The 11,708-nt window shown below is 71.6% G+C and carries 11 protein-coding genes; 6 read left to right on the top strand and 5 right to left on the bottom strand.

Features of this window, described 5'->3' with window-relative positions; translation table 11 throughout:
* Nucleotides 1-24: 24 nt before the first annotated feature.
* Genes VHD82_RS25905 through VHD82_RS25890 form a run of 4 tightly spaced genes read right to left on the bottom strand, consistent with a single transcriptional unit; the run spans nucleotide 25 to nucleotide 3,168 of the window.
* Nucleotides 25-783, bottom strand: a complete 759-nt coding sequence (locus VHD82_RS25905; protein ID WP_325709220.1) for an SDR family oxidoreductase — start codon at nucleotides 781-783, stop codon at nucleotides 25-27.
* Nucleotides 780-1,547 (bottom strand): SDR family NAD(P)-dependent oxidoreductase, encoded by a 768-nt coding sequence (locus VHD82_RS25900; RefSeq protein ID WP_325709217.1) that lies wholly within the window; start codon nucleotides 1,545-1,547, stop codon nucleotides 780-782. The genes VHD82_RS25905 and VHD82_RS25900 overlap by 4 nt, the downstream gene beginning before the upstream one ends.
* Nucleotides 1,548-1,555: 8 nt before the next feature.
* Nucleotides 1,556-1,981: a Zn-ribbon domain-containing OB-fold protein gene (locus VHD82_RS25895; RefSeq protein ID WP_325709214.1), complete on the bottom strand. Its 426-nt coding sequence runs from the start codon at nucleotides 1,979-1,981 to the stop codon at nucleotides 1,556-1,558.
* Entirely contained in the window at nucleotides 1,978-3,168 is a 1,191-nt protein-coding gene (locus VHD82_RS25890; RefSeq protein WP_325709211.1) for a thiolase C-terminal domain-containing protein, read from the bottom strand. The genes VHD82_RS25895 and VHD82_RS25890 overlap by 4 nt, the downstream gene beginning before the upstream one ends.
* A 147-nt stretch (nucleotides 3,169-3,315) precedes the next feature.
* Here VHD82_RS25890 and VHD82_RS25885 point away from each other — a divergent pair, with 147 nt between their 5' ends.
* From VHD82_RS25885 to VHD82_RS25875, 3 genes are all read left to right on the top strand, one after another.
* Complete coding sequence (locus tag VHD82_RS25885) at nucleotides 3,316-5,415, top strand: acyl-CoA dehydrogenase (protein WP_325709208.1); 2,100 nt, start codon at nucleotides 3,316-3,318, stop codon at nucleotides 5,413-5,415.
* Between the two features lie 75 nt (nucleotides 5,416-5,490).
* Nucleotides 5,491-6,975, top strand: coding sequence for a FadR/GntR family transcriptional regulator (locus VHD82_RS25880; protein WP_325709205.1), 1,485 nt, complete (start codon nucleotides 5,491-5,493; stop codon nucleotides 6,973-6,975).
* A 17-nt stretch (nucleotides 6,976-6,992) separates the two neighbouring features.
* The gene (locus VHD82_RS25875; RefSeq protein WP_325709202.1) at nucleotides 6,993-7,841 is read left to right on the top strand and encodes an SDR family oxidoreductase; all 849 of its coding nucleotides are present in this window, start codon (nucleotides 6,993-6,995) and stop codon (nucleotides 7,839-7,841) included.
* Between the two features lie 21 nt (nucleotides 7,842-7,862).
* On the opposite strand, the gene VHD82_RS25870 is transcribed toward VHD82_RS25875, so the two are convergent.
* On the bottom strand, nucleotides 7,863-9,032 hold the full coding sequence (locus VHD82_RS25870; protein WP_325709200.1) for an acyl-CoA dehydrogenase family protein: 1,170 nt from the start codon (nucleotides 9,030-9,032) through the stop codon (nucleotides 7,863-7,865).
* Between the two features lie 76 nt (nucleotides 9,033-9,108).
* On the opposite strand from VHD82_RS25870, the gene VHD82_RS25865 reads away from it, so the two are divergent.
* Genes VHD82_RS25865 through VHD82_RS25855 form a run of 3 tightly spaced genes read left to right on the top strand, consistent with a single transcriptional unit; the run spans nucleotide 9,109 to nucleotide 11,708 of the window.
* A complete protein-coding gene (locus tag VHD82_RS25865) occupies nucleotides 9,109-10,071 on the top strand; it encodes an acyl-CoA dehydrogenase (protein WP_325709198.1) in 963 nt (320 codons plus the stop codon).
* Between the two features lie 9 nt (nucleotides 10,072-10,080).
* Entirely contained in the window at nucleotides 10,081-10,839 is a 759-nt protein-coding gene (locus VHD82_RS25860; protein ID WP_325709195.1) for an enoyl-CoA hydratase/isomerase family protein, read from the top strand.
* Nucleotides 10,839-11,708, top strand: coding sequence for an SDR family oxidoreductase (locus VHD82_RS25855; protein WP_325709192.1), 870 nt, complete (start codon nucleotides 10,839-10,841; stop codon nucleotides 11,706-11,708). Before VHD82_RS25860 ends, VHD82_RS25855 begins: the two co-directional genes overlap by 1 nt.

Raw genomic sequence — 11,708 nt, 5'->3', positions numbered from 1 at the left:
TGATTACGGATACTAAATATTGCGCTAGCGGGTGCGGACGCCGCCGTCGACCTCCAGCACCGTGCCGTTGGTGAACCCGGCGGCGGGGGAGACGAGGTACTCCACGGCCGCGGCGATGTCCTCTCCCGTGCCGGTGCGGCCGACGGCGATGCCGCGGCCGATCCGCTCGCTCCAGGCCGGGTCGACGCCGCCGGGGCCGTAGAGTCCGGTGTCCGGGACGAAGCCGGGCGCCACGGCGTTCGCGGTGATGCCCTCCGGTCCCAGCTCGGTCGCCACCGTCCGGATCCACCGGTTCAGGGCGGCCTTCGTGGACGCATACGCGACCTCGCCGCCACCGCCCGGCGCCCGCGCCGCGGCCGAGGTCACCACGACCACGCGCCCGCCGGGCCGGCGCAGCAACGGCCGGAAGGCGTGCGCCGGCAGCACCGCCGAAAGGATGTTCTGGTCCACTGTGGACCGCCAGTGCCCGGCCACTTCGGCCAGCGTCTCGACCGGACCGTGGTGGGCGCCGCCCGCGTTGAGCACCAGCGCACCGACGACCCCGAGCTCGGCGCGCGCGAACTCCGCGAGCGCTTCGACGTCGTCGGGCCGGGAAAGGTCGGCGGTGTACGGAATCAGCCCGCCACCGGCCCGCTCCAGCACGTCGCGACGGCGCCCGGCGATCACGACGCGGTTCCCGCCTGCCGCGAGCCGCCGGGCGATCGCCAGGCCGATCCCGGTCCCGCCGCCGGTGACGACGGCCGTACCGGGGCCGGTGGCCGGAGTGTCCACCGGGGCGCTCATCGCGGCGCGAACCGCTGGCCGGCGTCCAGGCGGAGGCACTGGCCGTTGAGCATCGGGTTGTCCACGATCGCGAGCGCGAGCTTCGCGTACTCCTCGGGTTTGCCCATCCGCTTGGGGAAGGCGTTGTCCTTGGTGAGCGCGACCTGCATCTCCTCGGACAGCCGCCCGATGCCGCCGGTGGCGAACAGGCTGGGCGCGATGGCGAGTACCCGGATGCCGAGCGAGCCGAGATCCCGGGCCATCGTCAACGCCATTCCGGCGATGGCGGCCTTGGCCGCGCTGTAGGCGACCTGCCCGATCTGGCCTTCGAACGCGGCGATCGACGCGGTGTTGACGATGACGCCGCGCTCGCCGGTCTCGTCGTCCTCCGGTTCGTTGCGGCTCATGTGGGCGGCGGCCAGCCGGCTGATGTTGAAGGTGCCCACCGCGTTCAGGTCGAGCACGCGCCGGAACTCATCCAGGTCGTGCGGGCCGTTCCTGGTCAGGGTGCGCTGCGCCATCCCGCCGCCCGCGGTGGTGACGGTGACGTGCAGCCCGCCCAGTGCCTCGACGGCGGCCGCCAGCGCGGTTTCGGCGCCGGCGAAATCGGTCACATCGACCGGGTGGAACGTCCCGCCCAGCGCGGCCGCGACCTCGGCACCGGCCGATTCCGGCCGGTCCAGCACCGCGACGTCCGCGCCGCGCGCGGCGAACAGTTCGGCGCTGGCCCGGCCCATCCCGGAGGCGCCGCCGACGACCACCGCCTTCTTGCCCTTGATCTCCATACCTGCTCCTAGGCGACCGGACGGAACAGTGGCAGCTTCCAGCCATCGGCGATGGGTGAGAACACCACCTCGACCTCGTCACCGATCTCGACCTTGGCCGGGTCGACGTCGACCACGTTGCTCACCAGCCGGGCGCCGGGCGCGTCGGGCAGGTCGAGCACGGCCGCGACCAGCGTGATGTCCGGCAGGCCGGGAAACCCGTGCACCACCGAGAAACTGAACACCACGGCACGGCCGGAGAGCTGGGCCCACTCGACCTCGCGGGACTGGCAGTTCGGGCAGAAGGGTGTCGGCGGCATCCGGAAAGTGCCGCAGTCGCCGCATTTCGCCGCGACCAGCCGCTCCTCCTTCGCGGCCTGCCAGAACGGCTCGGTGTAGGGATCCGTGGCGATGTGGACGTTTTCGCCGGGCAGCCGGGTGGCGAGCGCGGTCATGAGTCCCTCCCGAGGATGAGCCCGGAAACCGGGAGCGCGGCGGGGCCGCCGGAGACGAGTGCGAGTTCGGCGTCGGGGACCTGGTTGATGGCCGTGCCCCGCATCTGCTCGACGCCTTCCTTGATGTGGGTCATGCCGATGATGTAGGCCTCGGACAGCTGACCGCCGTGCGTGTTGACCGGGATCGAGCCGCCCTTGTACCGGATGGCACCGCTCTCGACGAACGCGCCGCCCTCGCCCTTCGCGCAGAAACCGTAGTCTTCGAGCTGCATCAGCACCATCGGGGAGAAGTGGTCGTAGAGCAGCGCCACGTCGATGTCGGCCGGGCCGACCCCCGCCCGCTCGAAGAGGTGCTTGGCCACCGGCGCGTGCCCGGAGGAGGCGAAGTTCTCGCCGGGCATGCCCATCCAGCCGAAGGCGCGGCCCCACTCGCGGCTGCCGCCGTGCGCCGCGGCGACCACGGGCACCGGCTTCTGCTTGAGGTCCTTCGCGCGCTCCGCGCTCGTGGTGATGACGGCGACGGCGCCGTCGGTTTCGAGGCAGAAGTCGTAGAGGCACAACGGTTCCGCGATCATCCGCGCGGCGAAGTAGTCCTCCAGCGTGAGCGGTTCCTTCTTGAGCGCCTTCGGCCGGTTCGCCGCGTTTTCCCGCTGGGACAGCGCGATCTCGGCGAACGCCTCGCGCCGGGTGCCGTAGTCGTGCATGTGACGCCGGGTCAGCACCGACATCAGGTGCCCCGGCCCGGACAGGCCCGAGGGCTGGATGAAGGAGTTCATCGGCGTGGCGGGCACGGCGGCGAACACCGAGCCGAGCCGCTGGCGCGCCTGTTGCAGCGCCATCACGGTGACGACGACGTTGGCATCCCCGGCGACGATGGCCGCACGGGCGAGCCCGATGGACCCGGCCGCGCCGCCGCCACCGGACGTGAGCGCGGCGGTGAAGGTGACCTCGGGAATGCCGAGGGTCTCCATGAAGTCCGCGGTGTCCATCGACTGGCCGTAGCCCGCGCCGGCGCCGGAGTAGTAGGCGAAACCGTCGATGTCCTTCGCGCTCAGTCCGGCGTCTTCGCAGGCCGCCAGGATGGCCGAGCCGGCGAGTTCGGTGATCGTGCGTGGCCAGGACTGGCCTCGCCGGTAGTACTCCGTCGCGCCGACTCCGACTATCGCGACATCCCTCGTGGCCTGCATTGGCCTCCTCCTCGGTGAAAACGTCGTTCTCAGTAGAGTCCCGGACGGCGGGGGTTGTCAACCGGCCCGGCCGCCGAACTTGGCCGTAAGGGTCTTATTTCGGATACTCTTCTTGGCAAGCTAGGCGATCACCCGGAGGGATGCCACATGGCACTGGCCATCACGGACGCACACGAGGAGCTGGCCGGTGTCGTCCGGTCGTTCGCGGCCGGGAAGGGAGTGCGGGCCTCGGCCAGGCGTGCACTGGGCCCGGCACAGGGCGGCGACCCGGGGCAGGAGTGGAAACAGCTCGGCGAGCTGGGCTGGACCGGCCTGCACCTGCCCGAGGAGTACGGCGGTTCGGGATACGGCCTGGCGGAGCTGGCGGTCGTGGTCGAAGGGCTCGGCGCCGAGATCGCGCCCGGCCCGTTCGTGCCGACGACCGTGGCGTCGGCACTGATCGCGGAAACAGGCTCGCCCGCACAGCGGGCGGCGCTGTTGCCCGGGCTCGCGGACGGCTCGGTCCGCGCGTCGCTGGCGTTGGACGGGGAAGCGGGGCCCGCGCTCGGCGGGGTGTGGGCCGGTCTGCATCTGTTCAGCCGGGGTGAGGACATCGTCGTCGTGCGCGGTGGGCGGGCCGAGCCGCTCGACGCGCTGGACCCGTCACTCGGGGCGGCCCGGCTCGACCTGGCGGGTTCGGTGGCAGAAGCCGTGCTGCCCGGCGCGGCGCCGGTGGCCCGGCGCCTGCTGCGCACCCTCGTCGCGGCGGAGGCGGCGGGCGGTGCACAGTCCACTTTGGACCAAGCACTGGCCTACGCCAAGGTCCGTGAGCAGTTCGGCCGGACCATCGGCGGGTTCCAGGCCGTCAAACACCATCTGGCGAACATGCTCGTCCGTGCCGAACTCGCCGTCGCCGCGGCCTGGGACGCCGCACGCGCGACGCCCGGCCCGGAAGCCGACTTGGCCGCCGCGGCCGCGGCCACCGTCGCCATCGACGGCTACCTGGCGAACTCGCGGATGAACATCCAGCTGCACGGCGGAATCGGGTTCACCTGGGAACACGACGCGCACCTGTACCTGCGCCGGGCATCCGCGCTCGCCGCGCTGGGTGGTTCCCCGGATCATGCGGCGGACGACGTGTTCACGCTGAGCGCGAACGGAGTCCGCCGCCGTTTCGGTGTCGCGCTGCCGCCCGAGGCGGCGGGGTATCGCGAGGCCGCCAGGGAGTTCGCGCGGCGCTATCTCGCCACGCCGGAGCAGGAGCGCCGGCTGCTGGCCGTCGACTCCGGGTATCTGATGCCGCACTGGCGCAAGCCGTTCGGCCGCGAGGCCGGCCCGGCCGAGCAGCTGGTCATCGAGGAGGAGCTCGGCGGGCTCGGCCTGCCCGACCTCGGCATCGGCGGCTGGGTCCTGCTCACGCTGACCCAGACGGCGTCGGCGGAACAGATCCAGCGGTGGATCCGCCCCGGCCTGCTCGGAGAGCAGACGTGGTGCCAGCTGTTCAGCGAGCCCGGCGCGGGATCCGACGCGGCCGCGGTGCGAACGCGGGGAACCAAGGTCGAGGGGGGCTGGCGCGTCACCGGTCAAAAGGTCTGGACCTCGAACGCGCAGAACTGCCAGCGCGGGCTGGCGACCGTGCGCACCGACCCGGCGGCGAAGAAGCATCTGGGCATCACCGCGATGGTGATCGACCTGACGGCGCCGGGCGTGACGGTGCGGCCGCTACGGGAGATCACCGGCGACGCGCTGTTCAACGAAGTGTTCTTCGACGACGTGTTCGTCCCCGACGACGACGTCGTCGGTGAGCCAGGGACCGGGTGGACGGTCGCGCGGGCGACCCTGGCCAACGAACGGGTCAGCATCGGCGGTTCGCGCCGCAGCGGGCTCGCCGCGACGGATCTGCCCACGCTGCACGAACGGTACGCGGCGGCGGACGCGGCGCTCTCCCGTGAAGCGGGCAGGGTGATCGCGGAGGAGCTGGCGATGGAGCTGATCAACTTGCGCGCCGTGGAGCGTGCGGTCGCGGGAGCCGAACCGTCGGTGACCGGGAACGTCACGAAGCTGCTCTCGGCCGAGCACGCGCAGCGCGTGAGCGAGCTCGCGATGCGGATTTCGGGTACCGCCGCGGTGACCGGCGGTGAGCCGGAACTGACCCTCCAGTACCTGTTCCACCGCGCGCTCACGATCGCGGGCGGCACCTCGGAGGTGAGCCGCAACGTGATCGCCGAGCGGATCCTCGGCCTGCCACGCGAGATCATGCCGCGCTGAACACACCGCCGCCGCGGATGACCGGGAGTCGCGACTAGAATGAGGCGTCCGAATTCAGTGAGTCGAGGAGTCTTCGTGCCGACGGTCCGAACAGACGGCGACGCTGCGCGGGACGGGGCCACGGAGGAGGACGACGCGCGGGAGGCCGACGCGCCGGAGCGCAAGCTGGCCGTCCAGATCGCGCACCGGCTGGAAAGCGACATCATCCGCCGCGGCTGGCCGGTCGGCGAGGTGCTCGGCTCCGAACAGGAGCTGCGTGAACGGTACGGGGTGAGCCGCTCGGTGCTGCGCGAGTCCGTGCGGCTCGCCGAGCACCACCAGGTGGCACGGATGCGCCGGGGCCCGGGCGGCGGGTTGTTCGTGTGCGCCCCGGACGCCGCGCCCGCCACCCGGGCGCTGGTGATCTACCTGGAGTACGTGGGTACCAGCGTCGAAGACCTGATGCAGGCTCGTCAGCTGCTGGAGCCGCTCGCGGCGGCGCTGGCCGCGGAGCGGATCACCGAACCGGACATCGATCGGTTGCGCGCGGCGCTGGGCGAGGAGGCCGAACGCCGCGACGAGGCCGGTATCTTCGCCCAGAACGGCATCCACGTGCTGCTCGGCGAGCTGTCCGGGAACCCGGCGTTGCAGCTGTTCGTCGATGTGCTCTCGAGGCTCACCAGCCGTTACGCGCACACCACCCGGCGGATCCCGAAAGAGGAGATCGTCCGGGGCAAGGCGGAGGCGGGGGAGCGGCACCGGATCATCGCCGACGCCGTGATCGCCGGGGCGGCGGGCCGCGCCGAGGCCGAAACCGTGACGCATCTGGCCTCGGTGAGCGAGTGGCTGCTGGCCCATCGCTCCCGCCGGGGCGCGAAGGTCGCCGGCCGCGCACTGGAGGTTTCGGGTGCCAAGCTCGCAGAAGTGGTGGCCGCGCGGATCCACGACGAGATCGCCCGCCGCGGCTGGCCGGTCGGGCAGGTGCTCGGTTCCGAAGCGGATCTGCTGGCCCGCAACGGCATCAGCCGTGCGGTGTTGAGGGAGGCCGTGCGGCTGCTGGAATACCACTCGGTCGCCCGGATGCGCCGCGGCCCCGGCGGCGGGCTCGTCGTGACCGAGCCCGATCCCGCGGCCAGCATCGAAACGATGGCCCTGTACCTGGACTACCGCGGCGTGACGGCGGAGGATCTGCGCGTCGTGCGGGACGCGGTCGAGCTGGGTGCGCTGCAGGAGGCGATCCGGCGGCGCGCGGAGCCCGAAGTCGCGCAGCGGCTGAAGGCGGCCCTCGCGCGGACCGGCGAACCCGGCCCCGGCGGGCAGAGCGGTTCCGAGGTGTTCCACACCGAACTGGCCGACGTGTCGGGCAATCCCGTGCTCGCGCTGTTCCTGCGGATACTGACCGAACTGTGGACGCGCCACCGGGCGGGTACGGACGCCACGCCGCAGCCGGGGCCCGGCGCGATCGTGGAGGTCGAGTCGGTGCACGAGCGCATCCTGGACGCCGTGCTCGCCGGGGACGAAGGCGTGGCGCGGCACCGGATGCGGCGGCATCTCGAAGCGCTCACGGCCTGGTACCACTGACGCCTGCGGGAGGCGAGATGGACGGCATCGATCTGTCCGGGCAGGTCGGTCTGGTCACCGGCGGCGGAGCCGGGATCGGCCAGGGCATCGCGCTCGGGCTGGCGAAACGAGGTGCCGCGGTCGTGGTCGCGGACATCGAGCCGGAACGGGCCGCGCACACGGTGCGCCTGGTCCGGGACAGCGGTGGTGACGCGCTCGCGGTGACCACGGATGTCATGGACACCGCGCAGATCGAGGCCGTGGTCAAGGCGGCGGAGGACCGCCACGGCAGGCTCGACATCCTGGTCAACAACGCCGGCGGGGTGCGCGGCAGGCGGTTCCTGGACCAGAGCGAGCGCAGCTGGCGCCGGCATATCGACATCAACCTGGTGAGCATGTTGTCCGCGACCTGGCACGCGGCGCACGCGATGGTGCGTGGTGGGCGCGGCGGCGCGATCGTCAACGTGGCGAGTATCGAAGCCAGTCGCGCCGCGCCGATGTACTCGGTTTACGCGGCCTGCAAGGCAGGCATGGTCAACTTCACCCGCACGATGGCGGTGGAACTCGGCGAGCACGGCATCCGCGTGAACTGCCTCGCGCCGGACCAGACACGGACACCGGGCAACTCGGGGGTGCGGACCGGCTGGGTCGAGGAGGATGCGCTGCGGGTCCGCCCGCCCGAAGAGCAGGCCGCGCTCGAGCGGTACATTCCGCTGGGCCGCGAAGGGGACGTCGACGAATGTGGTGACGTGGCGGCATTCCTGTGCTCGCCGCTGGCCCGCTACGTCACCGGGGTGACCGTGCCGGTGGACGGCGGCACGTGGGCCTCCAGCGGCTGGGTGCGCGAGGGCGATGGCTGGGGCCTGTACGGGAAAGCCGGCGGCTGACCGCGACCGGGAGCGCGCGGCTCAGCGGGGGAGACCGAGCACGCGTTCGCCGATGATGGTCCGCTGGATTTCCGAGGTGCCACCGCCGATCGAGGCCGCGAGACTGTAGAGATAGGCGCCCGTCTGGCCGTCCGGTTCGTGCCGGTGCACGAAGGTCAGCCCGCGCGGCCCGAGTACGTCCATCGTCAGCCGCGACAGGCTCTGCCGGACTTCGGCGAAGTACAGCTTGACGATCGAACCCTCCGGCCCCGGCGTGGCGCGGCGAGCGTTGCGGGACACGGCGGCGTACGTCATCGCCCGCAGCGCGGCGATTTCGGCCCTGGCGTCGGCGAGACGGCGGGCGATTTCGTCGTCCCGCACCGCCGGGCGGCGGCCGTCCGGCCCTGGCACCGTTCCCGCCAGTTCGATCAGGTCTTCCAGCTGCCGGTGCAGAGACAGCTGGTCGGCCATGAACCCGGCGCCGCGCTCGAAGCCCAAAGTGGACATCGCCACGCTCCAGCCCTGGCCGGGCTCGCCGACGACGTTGCTCAGCGGGATCCGCACGTCGTCGTAGAACACCTCCGCGAAATGCCGGTCACGCGCTGGGGTGCGCAGCGGCCGGATCTCGATGCCGGGGCTGCGCATGTCGGCGATGACCCACGTGATGCCCTGATGCTTCGAGCCCGTGGAATCGGTGCGCACCAGCAGTTCCTGGTAGTCGGCGGCGTCGGCATAGCTCGTCCAGATCTTCTGGCCGGTCACCACCAGTTCGTCGCCGTCGACGACCGCGCGGGTGCGCAGCGAGGCGAGGTCCGAGCCCGCCTCCGGCTCGGAGAAGCCCTGGCACCACACGGCTTCGCCCCGCAGGATCCGCGGCAGGTGGAAGCTCTTCTGCGCGTCGTCACCGCGGGCGATGAGCGTGGGCCCGCCGTGGTTCAGGCCGACGAAGTTCACCCCGGCGTGCGGACCGTTCGCGAGCGCGTATTCCTCATACCAGATCAGTTGCTGGGTCAGCGTCATACCGCGCCCGCCGTACTCGGCGGGCCAGGCGATCCCGGCCCACCCACCCTCGTACTGCCTGCGCTGCCAGTCCAGGTCGAACTCGCGCATCTCCTGAATGTCAACGGGTTGTGGCTCGGTGGGCACATTTTCGGTGAGCCAGGTCCGGACTTCTTCGCGGAACTCGCGGTCTTCGGAAGCGGCGGCGATCATGGCGGGCCTTTCCTCCTTGATCGGAATAAAGTACAAAGAATTATCAGCCGCGGCAAGCTGCGAAGGAGTGGTCGGAGTGGATCTTCTCCCGTCGGCGGACCAGGTGGAGATGACGGACGCGATCGAGCAGTTCCTCCGCCGCAGGCTGTCGGTTCCCCAGCTGCGGGGCCGGATGGGCGAACCGGCACCGCCCCATGCCTGGACCGAAGCCGCCGAACTGGGCGTGTTCTCACTCGGGCTGCCCGAAGAGGCGGGCGGCGCCGGCTGCCCGGCCGTCGAGGAGGCGCTGGTGTTCCGCGCGCTCGGCAGGCACCTTGCTCCGCCAGGTTTCCTCGGCGCGGTGCTGGGGGCGCGTCTGGCACATTCCCGGGGTGACAAGGAACTGCGGGACGAGCTGGCGGCCGGCGCGCGGCGGGTGGCCGTGGCCACCCCGGCCGGGGTCGTCGACCTTCCCGGCGCCGATCTCGTGCTCGGGCCAGGGCCGGAACTCGTTGCCCTGGCGGAGCTGAGCCCGGGGCGGCGGCTGGACTGTCTCGACCCGACGGTCACCCTCACCGAGGTCACCGGCTGGCCGCCGGCAGGCGAGCCACCCGCCGAAGGGCTGCACCTGCTCGCCGCTCTCCTGGTCGCGGCGATGCTGAGCGGGATCGCCGACGCCGCCCGCGACGCCGGGGTCGCCTACGCCGAGGAGCGGGTCCAGTTCGGCCGCCCCATCGGGGTCAACCAGGCGATCAAACACCCCTGCGCGGACATGGCGATGCGCAGTGAAGCCGCCGGTTCGCTGCTGCTGTTCGCGGCGATGGCGGTGCGGGAGGGCCGGGACGATGCCGCTTTCCAGGTCGCCGCCGCGAAACGCATCGCCACCCACGCGGCGTATGAGAACGCGCGGGCCAACGTCCAGATCCACGGCGGGATGGGATTCACCTGGGAACACGACGCGCATCTGCTGGTGACCCGCACCCGGCTGCTCGACCAGTTCTTCGGCGACGTCCGGACACAGCAGGCCGCCATCCTGGCCACCGCCCCATCGATCCCTTAGCAGGCCACAGTGGACAATGTGAAGCTCGCGGTCGCCGACGGTGTCGGGACGATTTCGCTGAACCGGCCGCATCGGCACAACGCGATCGACGACGAGACCCACGAACAGCTCGGCCAGGCCTGGCAACGGGCCTCGGCCGACGACGCGGTGAAAGTCATCGTGCTGCGCGGGGAAGGTCCGTCGTTCTGTTCGGGCCGGGACACCGCCCAGCTCGGCGAGCGCGTCGCCGGGGAGAGCGACCTGGCGTTCGTGCGCCGTCACCAGCGAACGCGGCTCGCCCAGCTGGATTCGCCGAAACCGGTGCTCGCCGCGGTGCGCGGCTACGCACTCGGTGGCGGGCTGGAGATGGCGCTCGCCGCGGACATTCGCATCGGCGCGACGGACGCGCGCATGGCGTTCCCGGAAATCCGCTACGGACTGATGACCGACACCGGCGGTGCACCGCTCGCCACGATGCTCGCCGGGCCGTCGCGGGCGAAATGGCTGTTGATGACCGGCAGGCAGATCGACGCGGCAGCCGCACTCGGCTGGGGACTGCTCGACGAGGTCGTGGCGCCGGAGGAACTCGACGGCAGGGTCGCCGGGCTGGCCCGCGAGATCGCGGGCAAACCGCCCGGCGTGCTCGCGATGATCAAACAGACCGTGGACGGGATGTGGCGCGGTCCGCTGCGCACGGCACTGGACGCGGAACTGCTCGGACAAGTCGCCCTGTTCGGCGGCGAGGACTACCGGGAACGCAAGCGTGCCCGCACGGAAGGTGGTCGATGATGGCGTTACCCGAACCCCCGCCCGCAGGCACGGCGATGCTGCCGCCGGGCACCTTCGACGGCAGCGTCGTGCTCATCACCGGCGGCGGCACCGGCCTCGGCCGCGGTATGGCCGTGGAGTTCGCCCGTCTCGGCGCCGGCGTGGTCGTCGCGAGCCGGGACGAGAACCACCGCCGCACCGGGATCGAGGCCGTCGAGCGGGCCGGCGGCCGGGCGATCGGCGTGCCGCTCGACGTCCGCGAACCCGCAGCGGTCGCCGCCGCGTTCGACGAAGCCGAACGCGGGCTCGGCCCGGTGAGCGTGCTGGTGAACAACGCTGCCGGGAATTTCCCCGTGCTGGCCGAAAAACTGTCACTGAACGGGTGGCGTGCGGTCACCGGCATCGTGCTCGACGGGACGTTCACCTGCAGCACGGAATTCGCCCGCCGTGCGATGGCGCGCGGTTCGGCCGGGGCGATCCTCAACATCGGGGCGACCTACTCGTGGACCGGCGGCCCCGGCACCGCGCATTCCGCGGCGGCGAAGGCCGCAGTGACCAACCTGACCCAGTCCCTCGCCGTCGAATGGGCGCCGCACGGTATCCGGGTCAACGGCCTGGCCCCCGGCCTGTTCCCGCACGACGACCACCACGCGGCGCTCAAGGCCGCCCGCCCGGACAGCGACCGCGACGGTTCGACGGTGCCCGCCGGGCGGGTCGGCCGGATCCACGAACTGGGCTGGGCCGCGACGTATCTTTGCTCCCCGTACGCGGCCTATCTCAGCGGCCACACGATGGTGCTCGACGGCGCGAACTGGCTCCGGCGCGGGCTGCGGATGCCCGAGTTCGAACCGGTCGCCGAGCAGTTCGGCTTCTCCGCGGAGCCCTCGTGA

It is taken from the genome of Amycolatopsis sp. (genome assembly GCF_035546795.1).
Lineage (GTDB): Bacteria > Actinomycetota > Actinomycetes > Mycobacteriales > Pseudonocardiaceae > Amycolatopsis_E.
The sequence above is the reverse complement of the archived record's forward strand: the minus strand, read 5'-3'. Positions and strand labels throughout refer to the sequence as shown.